The organism is Marinomonas posidonica (assembly GCF_043643765.1).
Classification (GTDB): domain Bacteria; phylum Pseudomonadota; class Gammaproteobacteria; order Pseudomonadales; family Marinomonadaceae; genus Marinomonas; species Marinomonas posidonica_A.
The window spans coordinates 69,223-88,220 of sequence record NZ_JBHZSP010000012.1 but is presented as its reverse complement, the minus strand read 5'-3'; the positions used below and the strand labels follow the sequence as shown (position 1 = coordinate 88,220).

Here is an 18,998-nt window from a genome sequence, read left to right as displayed (position 1 = left end):
AGACGATGAGTGAAAATCGCCATTATTGGTTCAGGGATTTCTGGGCTAACTAGTGCTTATTTATTACAGAAGCAACATGATGTGACGGTATATGAATCCGCTGAGCGCATTGGTGGTCATACGGCAACCGTTGAGGTACAAGAAGCTGGGAAAATTCGCGCTATAGACACAGGTTTTATTGTTTTTAATGACTGGACTTACCCAAATTTCATTCGTCTGATGGATGAAATTGGTGTGGTTTCTAAGCCCACGGAAATGAGTTTTAGTGTTAGCTGTCAGCGAACGGGGTTGGAATACGGTGGTAATAATCTCAATACCCTGTTTGCTCAACGTCGTAACTTATTGAATTTGCTTTATTTAGGCATGTTAAAAGACATTCTACGTTTTAATAAAGAAGCCATCCAAGATCTTGAAAACGGACAACTAAAAGCCGACATCACCCTTGGCGAATACCTGCAAGATCGTGGTTACGGTAAGCGTTTTGCTGAGCATTATTTGATTCCAATGGGCAGTGCTATTTGGTCGTCTACCTTGGATGAAATGATGGACTTCCCGTTGGTTTTTTTCGTACGATTCTTTAAAAATCATGGACTTTTGAGTGTCAGTGATAGGCCTCAGTGGCGTGTTATTGAAGGTGGCTCGTCTGCCTATTTGCAACCCTTGGTAGATCGTTTCAAAGACAAGATTGTACTGAATGCCGATATTAAGGCTGTCCAGCGTTCAGACCACAACGTGGTATTGGAATTCGCGGAAGGTCACAGTGAGATGTTCGATGAGGTTGTATTTGCCTGTCACAGTGACCAAGCGTTGGCTTTGTTGGCGGATTCAAGTAAAGACGAGCAAGAGATTTTAAAGGCCATTCCATACCGTAATAATGATGTGGTATTGCACACGGACACGCATTTATTGCCTAAAGCTAAGTTGGCTTGGTCGAGCTGGAACTATCACTTGAGTGATGTCCGTGATGAGCCAGCGACTCTCAGCTACAACATGAACATTCTTCAGCACCTCGACAGTGACACGACCTATGTCGTGACATTGAATCAGACGGACATGATTGATCAGAGTAAGATTCTCGGTCGCTTCCAATATGCTCATCCAACCTTCACTTTAGAAGGCATTCAAGCTCAGTCGCGTTGGTCGGAGATTAATGGTGTGAATCGCACTTGGTTCTGTGGCGCATACTGGCGCAACGGCTTCCATGAAGACGGCTGTTGGAGTGGTGTGCGGGTTGCTGAGGGGCTGGGGGTAAATTGGTAATGCCTGTTAGCGGTTCTCCATCCAATGTCACGCACAGCGCCATTTATTATGGCACGGTGCGCCATCGTCGTTTTGAACCTCGTCATCATGCCTTTCAATATAGGGTTTTCATGATGTACTTTGACTTGGATGAGGTAGATCAAGCTTTGTCCATGAGCGCTTGGTGGTCAACCAAATTTTGGTCATTGGCACGCTTTGCACGCAAAGATTATTTTGGTGATAACGGCCTTCCGATCAAGCAAGCTGTTCAAGGCGAAGTCTTCCGTCAAATGGGGATAAGCCTAAATGGCCCCGTTCGCATGCTGACTAACTGTCGTTACTTTGGTTTTATCATCAATCCCATCACTGTCTATTACTGCTTCGACCATGAAGAGCAGCTACAGGCCATGCTCTTGGAAGTGACCAATACGCCTTGGGGAGAAAAGGTGGCTTATGTGCTGAAATGTGATCCACAGCAGAGCCGTCAACGTATCCAATTTAATAAGGATATGCACGTGTCGCCCTTTCATCCGATGAACCATTTTTATGATTGGCGGAGTAGTCTGCCAGAGTCTAAATTGACGGTACACATGCAAAATAAAGTTGTAGAGTCGAACGAGTGCGTATTTGATGCCACCTTGGCTTTATCGAGATTGCCAATGGACAGTAAGAGCCTACGTAAAATCTTATTTTCCTACCCTTTTATGACCGCCAAAGTGGCGTTCGGAATATATTGGCAAGCAATGAAGTTGTGGCTGAAAAAAGTACCCTTTTACAGTCATCCTAACACCATAACCAAAGCAGAATAGAAAGATAAGAGGTTCCATTAGTATGAGTTTGGCCAGTGCAGAAAATCAGAAACAAGCTAAGAAATCCTCTCCCTCCCGACTTGATGGTATGGCGCGAAAAATGGTATTCGCCATGCTCAATCGTCTTGCGATTGGCCACCTGACGCTTGAGGAAGAGGGCATTGTGTTTTCTTTCGGAGAAGCTCGCCATTCCGCCAAACACATTGCGCACATCCGAGTCGAACATCGCCATGCCTACCGAGATGTTTTTTTAAACAGCAGTATTGGTGCGGGTGAAGCTTACATGAAAGGTCATTGGAGTTCGCCGGATTTGGTTGGGGTGATTCGATTGATGGTGGCTAATCTAAACTTGATTAATAAAATGGATCAGAAGAGACCATTTTGGTCGCGGATTGGCACGAAAATACTGCACAAAATGAATGCCAATACAAAGAAAGGTTCTCGTGAAAATATCTCTGCTCACTATGATTTAGGTAACGATTTCTTCTCTCTCTTTTTAGACCCAACCATGATGTATTCTGCTGCCTTCTATCCTGAGAAAAACGCGTCTTTGGAAGAGGCTTCGGTGTTTAAGTTGGATCGTATTTGCCAAAAACTTCAGCTTAAAGAAACCGATCATTTATTAGAAATTGGAACAGGTTGGGGCGGGATGGCGATTCATGCCGCTAAATATTATGGTTGCCAAGTCACGACAACAACGATTTCGAAAGAACAATATGAATTCGCTCAAGCGCGTGTCAAAGCGGAAGGTTTAGAGAATAAAGTAACCCTTTTGTTGGATGACTATCGTGACTTGCAAGGCCAATATGACAAGCTGGTGTCGATTGAAATGATCGAAGCCGTGGGTCATGAGTACTACGACAGTTATTTCTCTAAGTGCAGTGAATTATTAAAACCTGAAGGTTTAATGGTAATTCAAGCCATTACCATCGCAGATCAACGCTACGATTACGCACGTCGCTCCGTGGACTTTATTCAACGTTACATCTTTCCAGGCGGATGTTTACCATCAAACCAAGTGATAGCGGATAAGATTTCGGCCAAAACAGACATGCAAATCGTCGGTTTGGAAGACATTACAGAGCATTATGCCAAAACCTTAGCAGACTGGCGTACACGTTTCCATGAGGCTCGCCAAGAGGTCGTCAAACAAGGGTTTGATGATGTTTTTTGTCGCATGTGGGATTTCTACTTAGCGTATTGTGAAGGTGGCTTCAAAGAGCGGGCGATCAGCACAGGTCAGTTTGTGTTTGCCAAACCTGAGCATCGCTTAACGTTGCCTTCAGGGGCGTAATATCGTGGCAAAGAAGGCGATCATTAACGCGGTATTATTTCAAACAATATGGTTTGTATGTCTTCTTATGGGGTCATTATGGGCATTGCTGGCCACTATGTGTTACCTCGCTTTTCATCACCTATTCATTATGAAAAACCGCCATGAATGGCGGTTGATTTGTGTCTTTCTATTGTTGGGTTTTGTTGTCGATGGCAGTTTATTTCGCCTGTCTGTTTTTACATCGACCACCGCATCTTGGACGACATTCGGTGTGCCTCCAGTCTGGCTAATATGCTTGTGGGTCAGTGTGGCGACCTTATTCGCCCATAGCCTGTCTTTTTTAAGAAAGCGATATGCTCTAGCGGCTGGTTTAGGATTGATTGGCCCGACCATGAGTTATTTTGCTGGTGCCAACATGGCCGGTATTACTTTGGCCTCACCGCTCATTTATAGCTTGTTACTGGTCGCTGCGTTGTGGGCGATGATCTTGCCGTTTGGGGTTTGGCTAACGGATATATGGCAACTGACCGATAGGAAGGATTAATATGCAGTTAATGTATTCTCTTCGTGTTTTACTCACCGGTACACTCTTGTTTACTAGTGGATTGTTGTTGGCGAATGCGCCCAGTTCCGCCATAGGCCAAGCTTTTAGTTTGGAAACGGGAGATCTAGTTTATACGGAAAAACACATCAAATTAGACCGGGCACAACATCAGGTGATGTATTCTGAACCTGATGGTACCGAGTTTGCGCGCAAACAAATCGACTTCTCAAGGTCTTTAATACGCCCCAGTTTTCAACAGTTAAATGATCGCAATGGCGAAGCGATTGAGGTGAAGCAGGTGGGTGAAACGTTTTTGGTGAAATACCGCAAACAGAATGGCAGCGAAGCAAAAGAAGACACGATTGCCGACAAACCCAATATGGTCATAGATGCTGGTTTTGACGCTTTTGTTCGTCAATATTGGCAACCTTTGATATCTGGTAAGACGATGGACATTGAATATTTGGTTCCCAGTAAACACACCACTTTTTCCTTCCGTTTCCAACAGGCTGATTGCCTAGCTGATACATCACCAAGTGTGGTCTGCTTTACTTTGTCGCCAGTGTCTTGGCTGGTCAAGATGGCGGTTGATCCCATTGTGGTGGCGTATGACTCAAGCACGCAAAGATTGCTGCGTTTCACTGGCAGAGCCAACATCAGCAATGCTGCAGGAAAATACCAAAGTGTTGATATTCGTTACCAATACAATGATTGAATTTAGAGGATTTGAACGATGTATGTGAGATACAAAAAATGGCTCATGGTGTTATTGAGTGCTATGACTTTGTCGGCTTGTTCTACGGCGGATGTGTCCATTTACGCCAACAACACCCCTAAGTTTGAGCTACAGTCCTTCTTTTCTGGCCAATTGCGCGCCCATGGTATTTTGAAAAATCGCAGTGGCGAAGTGATTCGTTATTTTAATGCCACGTTAGATGGTAGCTGGGAAAACGGTGTGGGGACTTTAGCGGAAGTGTTTGTGTTTGATGACGGTGAGATTCAGAACCGTACTTGGACCCTGACACCAAACACAGATGGCCAATACATAGCCACCGCCAATGATGTCGTCGGTTCAGGCGAGGTTAGAATAGCAGGCAACGCCTTGTTCATGAAATACGTACTGCAAGTGCCTTACGATGGTGACATTATCGAGGTTACCGTTGACGATCGCATGTATATGGTCAAAGACGGCGTAGTGATTAATGAATCCGTGATGACCAAGTTCGGCTTCGAAGTGGGTTATCTGTCAATCGTGATTGAGAAGGTGTAGTTCTAGCTTGTTTTACTGCCGTTGGACCAGCAGGGATTTGGGTGAAAAACCATAATATCGATTAAACGCGGCACTGAAATTAGAAGCGTGTTGATAGCCGACAGAGTAAGCAGTTTGAGACACATTGCTGCCCGTCATTAACTGTTCCCAAGCTTTTTCCATACGAATCTGCAAAAGCAATTGGTGCGGTGACAATTGATAGAGAGCTTTGGTGCCTTGTTTGAGTTTACTTTCACTAATGCCCACCGCCTGACAGACGTTGGCGAGGGTGATGGGAAGGGACATATTTTGAATCATATATCGTTTTGCTGAGATGATGTTGGCTTCGTCTCTGTGGTGAAATACTGGTTGATATTCTTGATGATTTGCCTGCAATAACGACAATTGTTCACTTAATAGATTTAACACCAGAATGTGTTTCTCTAAAGGCCGCTCTGGTTGATTCGAGTACATCAAGGTCATCAAACGTTTTAAGTAATGTATTGTGTTCTGACTGATTTTCGTATGTTGCTGCTGAATAGGAAATGCAACATCCTTGGCCTCTTTGGGAAATGGAATACTAAGACGATCAAATGCGTTTCCACTTATGAGTATCCGCAACTGATCGATTTTATGCCCCTCTTTATATATTCGTTCTCCTTCGCTATTGCCAAAGGTCGTCAATGTGGCATGGTTTTCCGAAAAGACTAGGTCATCTGTTAAGGCACTTTTACACTGGTAAATGGATTGTCCGGATAAACCGAATGTTAAACTCAACCTTGTCTCTGACGTTTCAATCCGGCTTTCTTCAACGAAATTTTCGCTGGCAGTATAACTTGAATAAGCAATGGCGATGCCGGGTTCGATGAGTTCTCTATCAACGTAACAAGTGCCTAATACTGCCGGTAAACGTTGTCTTTTTACGCCATTAGATGGCTGATCCACCGAAATAATATTGTTTTGATTCACTCTATATGTCATCGAATCTTCCCATTTCTCACCTTTTCACCGAAATGAATAGGTTTTATGCCGGAATGCATAAAAATACAAATGATAATCACTACTAAAAATACTAGCATAGTTTCATCTGATTTCGACAAGTGAAATGGCTTTAAGTAAGAGAGCGGTGTGTGATTTATACAACCGCTTTTACCCATTTAAGAGTAAGGAGAACTAATATGCTAAATGATCAAAAAACGAAGCCAAAGGCCCCGAGAAAATGGAAAGCCATGTTGTTGGTTTGGCTAACAATTTATCCCTTGTTGAATTTGTTTTTTCCGTTACTTGATCCCTATATAGGCCAATTCAGTTTACCCCTGCGTTTGCTTATTATGACGATCATTATTGTCCCCATTATGAGTAGCATTTTGGCATTCCTGCATAAGAAACTCTTCTCTTGGGTGAGAGCGTAATGGCTTGAGTTAAGAGGAGACTGAAGTGTAAAACTTTGTTAGCCAATATTGAATCTGAGACATGAAGTGCTAGGTTTAAAGCAGCGTTAAGGAGAAGATCATTCAGGTCGAAAACCACAAGGTGCAAAATGCAAATACCAGACATTCCGAAAGACGAACAGCTTAGACTCAGTAACCTGAGAAGTTTAGGTATTTTAGATTCGGATGCAGAAGAGCGTTTTGATCGCGTGACAAGATTGGCGCAGCGTATGTTTGATGTGCCAATTGCATTGGTTAGTCTCGTTGATGAAAGCCGTCAATGGTTCAAGTCCTGTCTCGGTCTGGAGGTTAGAGAAACGCCTCGAGACATTTCTTTTTGTGGTCATGCTATCTTGGGAGCTGAACCGTTCATTGTTCCTGATGCTTCATTAGATCAGCGTTTTGCCGATAACCCCTTGGTGACTGGACCGCCTAATATTCGATTTTATGCAGGCGTACCATTGGCTTATGGCGACGGTACAAAAATGGGCACACTTTGTATTATTGATCAGCGGCCGCATGACTTGTCAGAGCGGGATCTGGAAGCCTTGGTTGATCTGGCTAAAATGGCCGAGTACGAGCTCTTAGCGACCCACATTGCCTCAGTAGATGAACTCACTCAATTGTTTAATCGTCGTGGCTTCATTCGACAAGCCCAGCACCAACTCACGGTTTCTCATTTAGTGAAAGAGACGTTTTCTTTGGTCTACATGGATCTTAATCTGTTTAAACCTATTAATGACCAATTTGGTCATGATGAGGGGGATCGAGCCTTGCAACAATTTGCCGCATTGATGCGTGAAAACTTTCGTTCTTCCGATATTCTATGTCGATTAGGAGGTGATGAATTTGTTGTCTTTATGCCAGGTATAAACCTAAAGACGGCCAAACAAGTTATGGCTCGTTTTAAACGTGCTATTGAGCACTACAATCAAACGGCACTTCATGAATACGATTTGTTGTATAGCGCTGGGTTTGCCGTGACAAATTCCGCTGAGAGAAAATTAATCGACACCCTTTTGAAGGAAGCGGATCGGTCAATGTACGCTGCAAAACAACAAACCCCATCTATTGATTTTAAGTGAAGATAGAGAGAGATAATACTTCTTCTCGACAAACCAAGAAGTGCTTCATCACGCTGTGTTTTTTAGTCGATTAACCACGACTGTTCGTTAGAGTTCTCCCTCTGAACTGACTTCTCAACAGCCAGTTTTATTTTGATATAACCTATAAAGCACAATACTAACTAAAAGAAAGCTTGACTAAAAAGGTTGAATCACCTCAATATAAAATGGATTTATATCAACTGGTCTAAAGGGCGGAGTCCCAATGAAAAAGACAAAATTCTCGCTGGTACTATTGTTTAGTGTGTTGTTGAGTGCTTGCTCGTCCTCTTTTGTGTACAACAATCTTGATTGGCTGTTGTATTGGTATGTGGATGATTATATTGAATTGACCACAGAGCAAAAAGCCCTTTTGGATGAACGTGTCGATTCGTGGCATGCTTGGCATCGCTCCGAAGAACTGAAAACTTATGAAAGCCAGCTTAACGCCCTAAGATCACAACTCCAGACAGCTCCCCTTGATCAGCAGCAATGGCTGAATGTGTTTGATGAAATACAGCAGAACGTACAGCGCCTACGCGATAAAATTTCTCCAGAATTGGCCTTACTGGCGCCGTATTTGTCACCCTCTCAAATAGACGATTTTTTATCAGTGTGGCAGAAAAAGCGAGAGGAAAGGCTGTCCAGAGAGGCCGCAGAAAGCAAAGAGGCGCGTTTAGCGGATCGACAACAAGATTTGATTAAACAAGTGGAAGACAACATTGGCAAACTGACACCAGAGCAAATGCAAATTATTCAGCGCTATGTTCAGGCATTTACGCCGACGTTTGAGTTGAGAATGGCTTACCAAATGAGACTTCAAACGATGGTCAAAGACCTCTTTGCTGACCGTAAATCACCAGACTTTTCTCAGCGACTGAGTAGTATCATGATTCATCCTGAGCAATATAAAACACCGCAACACAATGTTGCTTCTGAACATAATAAGATCTTATATGCAAAAATGCTGGCTGAGTTAAACCACTCTCTGACTGAAAAGCAGCGACAATCATTTGATGATGAACTCCAAGATTGGTTGCAATTTTTGGCTGGTTTGGTGCGATCTTAATGTCTGGTTTTCGTTTTATAACAAGAGAGTTGAAGAGGGCATCAATCAGACCGGATGTGAACAGGGGCTTTGAGGAAAATATGTTTGATCTGAGACGCAAAATTTTAGTCATGATCTATACTTCTATTAGATCGTTTTGTGAAACACACATGTTCTTATTCGAGCCTATATGCTCCACTTGTGGCGTCGTATACTCTGTCTCGAAATCCAGATACCTTTTTGTTAAACACATTTTTTTTAGGAGATTGTATGAGCACATCATTAGACAAAAATGCTTTAGATCAGTTGTTTCTAGAAGCTAGAACCTATAATGAATTTTTAGATACGCCTGTTCATGAGGAAACGATCAAAGCTTTATACGATCTATGTAAATGGGGGCCAACTTCCATGAATGCTCAGCCTGCGCGCTTTGTATTTTTGAACAGTACTGAGAGCAAAGAAAGACTATTACCCGCTTTGGCTCCAGGTAATGTCGACAAAACGCGTGCAGCGCCATTAACCTTAATTGTTGCTTCTGACTCTGAATTTTACAATCATCTACCAACACAATTTCCGGTAGTAGATGCCAAACCTATGTTTGAGAATGACGCCGCTTTATCTGAATCAACGGCATTCCGTAACAGTAGTTTGCAAGGTGCCTACGTTATCTTAGCCGCTCGCGCATTAGGTTTGTCTGCTGGTCCTATGAGTGGTTTTAACCCTGCTGCTGTTGATGCGGAATTCTTTGCAGATGGTCGTTTCAAAACAAACTTTATCATCAACCTAGGTTATGGCAAACCAGAGGGTTACCATCCACGAGGCCCGCGTCTTGATTTTGAGGAAGTCGCTAAAATTCTATAAGCTCATGACCTCATGATTCCATAAAGGCGAATGTCACTGATGACATTCGCCTTTTTTCTTTTTCTCTCTTCCTACCTTAAACAGTCTTAATTGAAACGATCATGTGTTTTCAGCTCATGTTTGAAAGAGTCTACGTCATTTAACGTAGCTCCATAGGGTAATTAGCGCATACCCTAGGTTGTGGTTTTTTTGAATACTGTACAGGCTGCTCACTAGGTCATAACCATACGATAAAGCGCCTAAGTGATCAGTTTGAACGCATCAAAAATCACAATAGGACGACTCAATCATGAAAATTAAGACGCTTGCTTCTGCGATTGCGCTGACCAGTGCGACGCTTATTGCTTTCCCTTCTCTGGCCGCCGACACAATTAAAGTCGGTGTATTGCATTCCCTATCTGGCACCATGGCCATTTCTGAAACGACCCTGAAAGACACGGTTCTGATGATGGTCGAAGAACAGAACAAAAAAGGTGGTTTGCTCGGTAAAAAACTCGAAGCAGTGGTGGTGGATCCAGCATCGAACTGGCCTCTGTTTGCGGAAAAAGCCCGTGAATTATTAACGGAAGAAGAAGTGGATGTCATTTTCGGTTGTTGGACGTCCGTATCTCGTAAGTCTGTCTTGCCTGTTATTGAAGAACTCAACGGTTTGATGTTCTACCCAGTGCAATACGAGGGTGAAGAATCTTCTAAAAATGTTTTCTACACAGGCGCAGCGCCAAACCAACAAGCCATTCCTGCGGTTAATTACTTAAAAGACGAGTTAGGTGTAGAGCGTTGGGTGCTAGCGGGTACGGATTACGTTTATCCGCGTACCACCAACAAGATTCTAGAAGCCTATCTGAAAGACATGGGGGTCGCGGAAGAAGACATCATGATCAATTACACGCCATTTGGTCACTCTGATTGGCAGTCTATCGTTTCCGACATTAAAAAATTCGGTAGCGCAGGCAAGAAAACCGCTGTGGTATCGACCATCAATGGTGATGCCAACGTGCCTTTCTACAAAGAATTGGGTAACCAAGGTATTTCTTCAGAAGACATTCCAGTGGTGGCTTTCTCTGTGGGTGAGGAAGAGTTATCTGGTCTAGACACGGCGCCTCTAGTGGGTCACTTGGCCGCTTGGAACTACTTCCAAAGCGTAGAGAGTGATGAAAATGAAGAATTTATTACCCAGTGGAAAGCCTTTACTGGCAACCCTGATCGTGTGACCAATGACCCAATGGAAGCCACTTTTATCGGCTTTAACATGTGGGCCAATGCGGTAACCGAAGCCGGTACAACCGACGTAGATGCGGTTGAGCAGGCCATGATAGGTCAGGAAACGCCTAACCTAACAGGCGGCATTGCGGTAATGAACAAAAACCACCATTTGAGTAAGCCTGTGCTGATTGGCGAGATTCAAGACGACGGTCAGTTTGAAACCGTTTGGGAGACCGATGGTGTGGTTCCGGGCGACGCTTGGTCTGACTTCTTACCAGGTTCGAAAGATCTGATTGCTGATTGGACCGATCCACTTAAATGTGGCAACTACAACACTAAGACCAAAATGTGTTCTGGACAAAATTACTAATTTGACCACCCCCAGGGTTGAAACTTGGTTTCCAGCATTTGCTGGAAACCTTTTTTACCGCTTATGTTCGACTGATTCCGGAGAAATATCGTGAAACGTATTTTGCGTCTCTGTCTGATAGGGATTTTTATGGCATTGCCAACTTGGTTGATGGCTGTGGAAACCGAAGGCCTGCTGTCTGAGCTTACTCAAACCAAGTTATCCAAAATGCCGGCTATGTTGGTGCAACTGGAAGCGCAGGGCGATGAGTCATTATTACCTGTGTTTAGAGCTTGGTTGGATGGCGACCTATACTACACTCGAGCGGAGGGGCGGTTAGTTGTCAAAACCAATACGGCAGGTGAAACCCTCTATGTGGATGTCTTTAGTCAACAAGCGAATGCCCAGTTAGGCAGTAAGCAAGTTCGCAAAATCAAAGTAAATAATAAATTACGCAGTATGTTGCGAGGGACCATTGCACGTCTGCAATTAACCTCAAAAGACCCTGAATTACGTGAAAGTGCGGTGCGTGAATTGTTAGCGGATCTGGATAGTGACACTTTTGCTACTTTAGAAGCACTTTACCCTCAAGAAACCCATCCAAACGTACAAGAAATGATGCAAACCGCCTTGTCTTTGTACACAGCAAAAGAGGTTGAACAGAGTCAAAGTGCTCGTTTGGCAGCCATTGAATTTTTGTCCAGCAGCTTGGAAAACGATGTGCGCAATGGCTTGGTCACCTTAAGCCAAGATGCGAATGATGTGATTGCATCGGCAGCGACTCAGGCACTTGAGAAGATCAATCAAAGTGTCCAGCGATATGCGTTTGTTGATCAGTTGTTTTTTGGCTTGAGTTTAGGTTCCGTATTGTTATTGGCGTCAATTGGTTTGGCCATCACCTTTGGGGTGATGGGAGTCATCAATATGGCGCACGGTGAAATGATCATGTTGGGTGCCTATACCACTTATGTGGTGCAGTTGATTATGCCCAACTACATAGATTATTCCATTTGGGTGGCGATTCCTGCGGCCTTTTTGGTGTCGGGCTTAATGGGTGTGTTGATTGAACGCTTGGTGATTTGTCGCTTACACGGTCGACCATTGGAAACCCTGTTGGCCACCTTTGGTATCAGTCTGATTTTACAGCAGCTGGTACGAACTATTTTCTCTCCTTTGAACCGTCAAGTATCCACCCCAAGTTGGATGAGTGGTTCATGGGAAATCAATCCCGTCTTATCTTTGACGTTAAACCGTTTGTATATCCTAGCCTTTGCTTTGTTGGTATTCATCGTATTGGTGCTGATTTTAAAGAAAAGTTCACTGGGCTTGAACGTGCGTGCGGTATCGCAAAATCGCAACATGGCCAAAGCCATGGGGGTGAAAACCGAATGGGTGGATGCCATGACTTTTGGGTTAGGATCAGGCATTGCTGGCATCGCGGGCGTGGCATTATCTCAGCTTACCAATGTGGGGCCAAATTTGGGCCAAGCTTACATCATTGATTCCTTTATGGTGGTGGTGTTTGGCGGCGTGGGGAATTTATTGGGTACCTTAGTGGCGGCGTTCACCTTGGGTATTGCTAATAAGTTCTTGGAGCCGACCACTGGTGCCGTGTTGGCCGCCATTTTTGTGTTGGTGTTCATCATTCTCTTTATTCAGAAACGTCCTAAAGGACTCTTCCCACAAAAAGGCAGGGCTGCAGAATGAGTAAGTTATTGCATTGGTTTAGCGCAGGGCGCACGTCTGGCAAATACACCTTGCCCTTTGTGATTTTGTTATTGGGGGTCACCTTGTTGGCATCGGCTGCGAATTTACTTTTACCAGAAAGCTCGGCTCTGCATGTGAGCACCTACAGTATTACCTTGTTGGGTAAGTATTTATGTTACGCCATGTTGGCTTTGGCGGTGGACATCATTTGGGGATATTGCGGTATTTTAAGCCTAGGGCATGGGGCGTTTTTTGCTTTGGGCGGTTATGCCATGGGCATGTATCTGATGCGTCAAATTGGTGACCGCGGTGTCTATGGTCATCCTGTTCTACCGGACTTTATGGTGTTCCTTGATTGGCAAGAGCTGCCTTGGTTCTGGTTGGGGATGGACCAGTTTTGGTTCGCCATGATAATGGCGGTGTTGGTACCGGGGTTATTGGCTTTTGTGTTTGGTTGGCTAGCCTTTCGTTCCCGTGTGACCGGGGTGTATCTGTCCATCATGACACAAGCCTTAACCTACGCTTTGTTGTTGGCCTTCTTCCGTAATGAAATGGGATTTGGTGGCAATAACGGGCTAACCGATTTTAAGGAAATTTTAGGCTTTGATTTGCAGTCTGATGCCACAAGAGTGGCGCTGTTTATTATAACGGCACTGTTATTAGCCTTAGTTTTGTTAGTCAGTCAGCGCATTCTGTCTTCTCGTTTGGGTAAGGTGACTTTGGCTGTTCGAGATGCGGAAGCTCGCACCCGTTTTATTGGCTATCGCACGGAACGTTATAAGGTGTGGTTGTTTGTCTACTCGGCGGTGATCGCTGGTGTGGCGGGCGCCTTGTATGTTCCTCAAGTGGGCATTATCAACCCAGGGGAGTTTTCTCCGATTAATTCCATTGAAATCGTTATTTGGGTTGCTGTTGGCGGCCGCGGCACCTTAATTGGCGCCATTATCGGTGCTCTGTTGGTGAATTACGCTAAAACCCGTTTTACCGCCATCATGCCAGATGGTTGGTTATTTGCCTTAGGCGCGTTATTTGTCTTAGTGACCCTGTTTTTACCAAAAGGCTTAATCGGTCTATACGGACAGCTTAAATCCAAGCGCCAAAGCCTATCGACACAGGAGGCGTCATCATGAATGCCATAGATCAATCACTACAAAGTCTAAGAGACACCTTCCGTCGTGATCAGGTATGGCCATTTTTAGCGCCAGAACAAGCGGCGAAAGTGGATGTTTCAAATCAGATGATTCTTTATGTAGAAGGCTTGAACCTGAGTTTTGATGGTTTCAAAGCGTTGAACGATCTCAACTTGTATGTCAAAGACGGAGAGTTGCGCTGCCTTATTGGTGCCAATGGCGCGGGCAAAACCACTTTAATGGATGTGATTACCGGCAAGTCCAAACCGGATTCGGGGTCGGTGTTTTTCGGTCAAACCCATAATTTGCTCAGTAAAGACGAAGCGGACATAGCGCAATTGGGGATTGGACGTAAGTTTCAGAAACCCACGGTATTTGAAGAGCAAAGTGTGTTCGACAACTTGGAGCTGTCTTTGAAAACCGATAAGCGAGTAATTCAAACTCTGTTTTCTCGATTGTCACCCAGTGAAATCGATCGTATCGATGAGGTGCTGAAAATCATAGGTTTGAGTGAGCAGCGTTTTATGCAAGCTGGCGCTTTGTCTCATGGGCAGAAGCAATGGTTGGAAATAGGCATGCTTCTTGTATCTGATCCTAGACTTTTACTGATTGATGAACCGGTAGCTGGCATGACAGCTCAGGAAACCGAACGCACCGCGGAGTTGCTGACGTCCTTAGCCGGAGAACGCACCGTTATTGTGGTGGAGCACGATATGGAGTTTGTACGCAGTATTGCTCGCACTGTGACTGTGCTGCATCAAGGATCGGTATTAGCCGAAGGCACCATGGATCAGATTCAGAACAATAAAGACGTCATTGAAGTCTATTTAGGCGAAGAAGCGGTGGAGGCCTAACCCTATGATCAGCATGAAAAAAGTCAGCCAATTGTATGGTGGCACACAAATTTTATGGGATCTGGATTTGGACATAGTACCAGGCTCCATCACTTGCATTATGGGCCGCAACGGTGTCGGTAAGACGACCTTGATGAAAGCCATTATGGGCTTGTTACCCATTAAAAGCGGTGAAATTTTACTGAACCAGCAAGCCTTGCATAAACAAAGTGCTGAACGACGTGCTTACGCTGGCATTGGCTATGTACCACAAGGTCGCGACATTTTTCCCATGTTAACGGTGGAGGAAAACCTGCGCATTGGTCTGCCAGTAAAGAAGAAAAAAGCCATACCGGAAAAAGTCTTTGAACTCTTTCCGGTGTTGAAGGAAATGTTGCATCGTCGTGGTGGCGATTTGTCGGGTGGTCAGCAGCAACAATTGGCCATTGGACGGGCGTTGGTATTAGAACCAAAAGTCTTAATTTTGGACGAACCAAATGAAGGTATTCAGCCAAATATCGTTAAACAAATTGGTGATGTGATTCTCAAACTGAACGAGGAAGAAGGCCTAACCGTGATCTTAATTGAACAAAAACTGGGCTTTGCTCGTCGTGTGGGTAAAGAGTTTCGTCTCATGGAAAAAGGTCGAATTGTCGCTGCGGATAAGATGGAAAACCTGAATGACGATCTCATTAAACAGTATTTAGCCGTATGACCCTTGCTTTAAGTCATCCCAATACTGAGCAAACAGCCAGTCAATGGCAAGCCTATTTGCGCTTGGGGTTTGCGCATGGCGCTCGTGGAACTGTATTGAAAACCTGTGATCATAAAGGGCCTTTGTATGTGCAAAAGCCTTTCTACCCTGAAGGTCAAGACACGGCCCATGTGTATTTGTTGCACCCACCAGGCGGCTTGGTGTCGGGGGATGAATTGGTCATTGAATCACGTCAACAGCCGCATACTCATGTATTGATTACCACACCCGGAGCGGGTCGGGTTTACCGTGCTCGGCCAGACAAATTGTTACAGCGTCAAACCACCCATTTGCACGTGCCAAATCAGGCCATCATGGAGTGGTTACCACAAGAAACCATCTTGTATCCCGATGCTAATACGGCGTTAGTGAATCAGATTCACCTTGCCTCTGGGGCGCGTTTTATTGGTTGGGAAATCACCTGTTTTGGCTTGCCCGCTAATCAATTGGATTTTGCTCAAGGACGCGCCAGCCAAAGTTTTCAGATCAATGTGGATGGTCGTATCAGGCTGCGCGAGCGGTTACGCATTGATCAGGATTCCGCAGCGGTAATGCATTCGGCGGCTGGCTTACAGGGACAAGCGGTGAATGGTTTGTTGGTGGCTGGGCCTTTTACGCATTTATCAGACGATACCTTAACGGCTTTACGCGAGTCTTGTGCGGAGTTCGCCGGTTTGGCGGGAGTGTCTTTAGTGAAAGAATTTATTTTGGTGCGCGCTGTGCATGGTGACAGCGAGCAAATGAAACACTTATTTAATCAGTGTTGGCAACAACTCCGACCTGAATTGATACAACGCAATGCCTGTGCGCCACGAATTTGGGCGACCTAATGATGAAGAGGCTTTGACTATGGAATTACTACCAAGAGAAAAAGACAAACTGCTGGTGTTTACCGCTGCCTTGTTGGCTGAGCGTCGCTTAAATCGCGGCCTAAAACTTAACTATCCTGAGGCCATGGCTTACCTCACGATGGAAATTATCGAAGGCGCTCGAGATGGTAAAAGTGTTGCAGAGTTAATGGCTTATGGAAAAACCTTACTGAGTGCCGAGCAGGTTATGGATGGTGTTGTGGATTTGATTCATGAGGTTCAGGTTGAGGCAACCTTTCCGGACGGCACTAAGCTGGTCACGGTTCACAACCCGATCAATTAACTGGGGAGAAGCAAGATGATTCCAGGAGAAATACAGGTTAGCGAAGGCGACATTGTTCTGAATCAAGGACGTAAAACCTTGAGCGTTCGAGTGGAAAACACCGGTGATCGCCCAGTACAAATCGGCTCCCACTATCATTTTTATGAAGTGAATCCAGCGTTAGTCTTTGATCGACCTGTCACCAAAGGCTATCGCCTTAATATTGCTTCCGGGACGGCGGTGCGCTTCGAACCCGGTCAAGGACGAGAAGTGGAACTGGTGGCCTACGCTGGCAACAACAGCATTTACGGTTTTCGTGGTGAGGTGATGGGCAAACTGGCGACCGAGGAGACAGACTGATGGCAAACATGGACCGACAAAGTTACTCACAAATGTTTGGCCCGACCACTGGCGACAGAGTGCGTTTAGGCGACACCGACTTATGGATTCAAGTGGAGCAGGACTTCACTACCTATGGGGATGAAGTGAAATTTGGTGGTGGCAAGGTCATTCGTGATGGTATGGGGCAAAGTCAGTTGACCAATGAGGTCGCCGTTGATTTGGTGATTACCAATGCCTTGGTACTGGATCATTGGGGCATAGTCAAAGGCGATGTTGGGGTCAAAAACGGCCGTATCTTCAAAGTGGGTAAAGCCGGTAACCCAGATGTACAAGATAATGTGGACATTGTCATTGGCCCAGGTACTGAAGTCATTGCTGGGGAAGGTTCTATTCTCACCGCGGGCGGTATCGACGCGCACATTCACTTTATTTGTCCGCAACAAATTGAAGAAGCCCTTACCTCAGGTGTGACCACCATGATAGGTGGTGGCACGGGGCCGGCGACGGGCACCAATGCCACTACCTGTACGCCGGGGCCTTGGTATTTGGGCAAAATGCTGCAAGCCACCGACAGTATGCCAATGAATTTGGGCTTCTTAGGAAAGGGCAATGCCAGCTTACCTGAGGCCCTTGAGGAGCAATTGGAAGCTGGCGCTTGTGGCTTGAAATTACACGAAGATTGGGGCACCACACCTGCGTCTATCGATTGTTGTTTGTCGGTCGCGGAAAAATACGATGTACAGGTAGCGATTCATACCGATACCTTGAACGAATCTGGCTTTGTTGACAGTACCTTGAGTGCCTTTAAAGACAGAGTGATTCACACTTATCATACGGAAGGAGCGGGTGGTGGTCATGCGCCAGACATCATTCGTGCAGCAGGGCACGCCAATGTGCTGCCATCTTCGACCAACCCAACTCGTCCTTACACCCATAATACAGTCGATGAACATCTGGACATGTTGATGGTGTGTCATCATCTAGACAGTAATATCCCTGAAGATGTGGCTTTTGCTGACTCTCGTATCCGTAAGGAAACCATTGCCGCAGAAGACATTTTCCATGATCGTGGTGCTTTCTCCATGATCTCATCCGATTCACAAGCCATGGGACGAGTGGGTGAAGTGGTCACTCGAACTTGGCAGACGGCGCACAAAATGAAGCAGCAATTCGGCTTGTTACCAGAAGATGCTGAGCTGGGTGCAGACAACTTCCGTGCTAAGCGTTATATCGCCAAATACACCATTAACCCAGCGATTGCGCATGGCGTTAGTCATGAAGTGGGTTCCATTGAGGCGGGCAAATTGGCGGACTTGGTATTGTGGAAGCCGGCCTTTTTTGCGGTTAAACCTTCTTTGATTATTAAGGGCGGCATGATTGCCAATGCTCCCATGGGCGACCCTAATGCATCGATACCTACGCCACAGCCTGTGCATTATCGCCCTATGTTTGGCTCCTTTGGTAAGGCCAGTGCGGCCACCTCGGTGACCTTTGTATCACAGGCCTCATTAGACAATGGCATTAAGCAAAGTTTGGGATTAGAGCGTACTTTAGTGGCCTGTAAAAACACTCGCAATATAGGTAAATCTGACATGGTTCACAATGACTGGATGCCAGAGATTACTGTGGATCCCCAGACTTATGAAGTCAGGGCGGATGGCGAGTTACTGACTTGTGAACCGGCCAAAGAACTGCCTTTAGCACAGTTGTATAACTTGTTTTGACTCTCTCCCTTTAAAGGGTGGAAAGTGTGAAGTGTTTGGGTAACAGTAAGTTTGCTACCCCCTCCCAGCCTCCCCCTTGTTAAGGGGGAGGGGCAAGATAGTTTCCCTCCCTTGTTAAAAGGGGGAGGGGCAAGATAGTTTCCCTCTCTTGCTAAGAGGGGGAGGGGCAAGATAGTTTCCCTCCCTTGTTAAGAGGGGGAGGGGCAAGATAGTTTCCCTCCCTTGTTAAGAGGGGGAGGGGCAAGATAGTTTCCCTCCCTTGTTAA

The 18,998-nt window shown here is 45.3% G+C and carries 20 protein-coding genes; 19 read left to right on the top strand and 1 reads right to left on the bottom strand.

Features of this window, described 5'->3' with window-relative positions; translation table 11 throughout:
• Positions 1–9 precede the first annotated feature (9 nt).
• Genes ACHUFM_RS14325 through ACHUFM_RS14300 form a run of 6 tightly spaced genes read left to right on the top strand, consistent with a single transcriptional unit; the run spans position 10 to position 5,138 of the window.
• A complete protein-coding gene (locus ACHUFM_RS14325) occupies positions 10–1,260 on the top strand; it encodes an NAD(P)/FAD-dependent oxidoreductase (RefSeq protein ID WP_394182990.1) in 1,251 nt (416 codons plus the stop codon).
• The gene (locus ACHUFM_RS14320) at positions 1,260–2,048 is read left to right on the top strand and encodes a DUF1365 domain-containing protein (protein ID WP_394182988.1); all 789 of its coding nucleotides are present in this window, start codon (positions 1,260–1,262) and stop codon (positions 2,046–2,048) included. The genes ACHUFM_RS14325 and ACHUFM_RS14320 overlap by 1 nt, the downstream gene beginning before the upstream one ends.
• A gap of 22 nt (positions 2,049–2,070) precedes the next feature.
• Positions 2,071–3,342 carry a class I SAM-dependent methyltransferase gene (locus ACHUFM_RS14315; protein WP_394182986.1) on the top strand — a complete coding sequence of 424 codons (1,272 nt, stop codon included), beginning with the start codon at positions 2,071–2,073 and terminating at the stop codon, positions 3,340–3,342.
• A gap of 4 nt (positions 3,343–3,346) precedes the next feature.
• The gene (locus tag ACHUFM_RS14310) at positions 3,347–3,868 is read left to right on the top strand and encodes a DUF2878 domain-containing protein (protein ID WP_394182985.1); all 522 of its coding nucleotides are present in this window, start codon (positions 3,347–3,349) and stop codon (positions 3,866–3,868) included.
• Between the two features lies 1 nt (position 3,869).
• A complete protein-coding gene (locus tag ACHUFM_RS14305; protein ID WP_394182983.1) occupies positions 3,870–4,583 on the top strand; it encodes a hypothetical protein in 714 nt (237 codons plus the stop codon).
• Between the two features lie 18 nt (positions 4,584–4,601).
• The gene (locus tag ACHUFM_RS14300; protein ID WP_394182982.1) at positions 4,602–5,138 is read left to right on the top strand and encodes a DUF3833 domain-containing protein; all 537 of its coding nucleotides are present in this window, start codon (positions 4,602–4,604) and stop codon (positions 5,136–5,138) included.
• 12 nt (positions 5,139–5,150) lie between these two features.
• Here the strand turns inward: ACHUFM_RS14300 and ACHUFM_RS14295 are convergent, their stop codons facing one another.
• Positions 5,151–6,098 carry a helix-turn-helix transcriptional regulator gene (locus ACHUFM_RS14295; protein WP_394182981.1) on the bottom strand — a complete coding sequence of 316 codons (948 nt, stop codon included), beginning with the start codon at positions 6,096–6,098 and terminating at the stop codon, positions 5,151–5,153.
• A gap of 197 nt (positions 6,099–6,295) precedes the next feature.
• On the opposite strand from ACHUFM_RS14295, the gene ACHUFM_RS14290 reads away from it, so the two are divergent.
• From ACHUFM_RS14290 to ureC, 13 genes are all read left to right on the top strand, one after another.
• Positions 6,296–6,529 carry a putative antibiotic biosynthesis monooxygenase gene (locus ACHUFM_RS14290; RefSeq protein ID WP_394182980.1) on the top strand — a complete coding sequence of 78 codons (234 nt, stop codon included), beginning with the start codon at positions 6,296–6,298 and terminating at the stop codon, positions 6,527–6,529.
• Between the two features lie 128 nt (positions 6,530–6,657).
• Entirely contained in the window at positions 6,658–7,632 is a 975-nt protein-coding gene (locus ACHUFM_RS14285; protein WP_394182979.1) for a sensor domain-containing diguanylate cyclase, read from the top strand.
• A 244-nt stretch (positions 7,633–7,876) separates the two neighbouring features.
• Complete coding sequence (locus tag ACHUFM_RS14280) at positions 7,877–8,719, top strand: DUF6279 family lipoprotein (protein ID WP_394182978.1); 843 nt, start codon at positions 7,877–7,879, stop codon at positions 8,717–8,719.
• A gap of 249 nt (positions 8,720–8,968) precedes the next feature.
• Positions 8,969–9,559 (top strand): malonic semialdehyde reductase, encoded by a 591-nt coding sequence (locus ACHUFM_RS14275; RefSeq protein ID WP_394182977.1) that lies wholly within the window; start codon positions 8,969–8,971, stop codon positions 9,557–9,559.
• A 289-nt stretch (positions 9,560–9,848) separates the two neighbouring features.
• Complete coding sequence (gene urtA / locus ACHUFM_RS14270) at positions 9,849–11,132, top strand: urea ABC transporter substrate-binding protein (protein ID WP_394182976.1); 1,284 nt, start codon at positions 9,849–9,851, stop codon at positions 11,130–11,132.
• Positions 11,133–11,261: 129 nt separating this feature from the next.
• Positions 11,262–12,818 carry an urea ABC transporter permease subunit UrtB gene (gene urtB, locus ACHUFM_RS14265; protein ID WP_394183125.1) on the top strand — a complete coding sequence of 519 codons (1,557 nt, stop codon included), beginning with the start codon at positions 11,262–11,264 and terminating at the stop codon, positions 12,816–12,818.
• Complete coding sequence (urtC, locus tag ACHUFM_RS14260) at positions 12,815–13,948, top strand: urea ABC transporter permease subunit UrtC (protein ID WP_394182975.1); 1,134 nt, start codon at positions 12,815–12,817, stop codon at positions 13,946–13,948. Before urtB ends, urtC begins: the two co-directional genes overlap by 4 nt.
• Positions 13,945–14,802, top strand: coding sequence for an urea ABC transporter ATP-binding protein UrtD (urtD, locus tag ACHUFM_RS14255; protein WP_394182974.1), 858 nt, complete (start codon positions 13,945–13,947; stop codon positions 14,800–14,802). The genes urtC and urtD overlap by 4 nt, the downstream gene beginning before the upstream one ends.
• 4 nt (positions 14,803–14,806) lie before the next feature.
• Positions 14,807–15,496, top strand: coding sequence for an urea ABC transporter ATP-binding subunit UrtE (gene urtE, locus ACHUFM_RS14250; protein ID WP_394182973.1), 690 nt, complete (start codon positions 14,807–14,809; stop codon positions 15,494–15,496).
• Positions 15,493–16,365 (top strand): urease accessory protein UreD, encoded by an 873-nt coding sequence (locus ACHUFM_RS14245; protein ID WP_394182972.1) that lies wholly within the window; start codon positions 15,493–15,495, stop codon positions 16,363–16,365. The genes urtE and ACHUFM_RS14245 overlap by 4 nt, the downstream gene beginning before the upstream one ends.
• A 19-nt stretch (positions 16,366–16,384) precedes the next feature.
• Positions 16,385–16,687, top strand: coding sequence for an urease subunit gamma (locus ACHUFM_RS14240; RefSeq protein ID WP_394182971.1), 303 nt, complete (start codon positions 16,385–16,387; stop codon positions 16,685–16,687).
• Between the two features lie 15 nt (positions 16,688–16,702).
• Positions 16,703–17,026 carry an urease subunit beta gene (locus ACHUFM_RS14235; RefSeq protein ID WP_394182970.1) on the top strand — a complete coding sequence of 108 codons (324 nt, stop codon included), beginning with the start codon at positions 16,703–16,705 and terminating at the stop codon, positions 17,024–17,026.
• Complete coding sequence (ureC, locus tag ACHUFM_RS14230; protein WP_394182968.1) at positions 17,026–18,732, top strand: urease subunit alpha; 1,707 nt, start codon at positions 17,026–17,028, stop codon at positions 18,730–18,732. Before ACHUFM_RS14235 ends, ureC begins: the two co-directional genes overlap by 1 nt.
• Positions 18,733–18,998 lie beyond the last annotated feature (266 nt).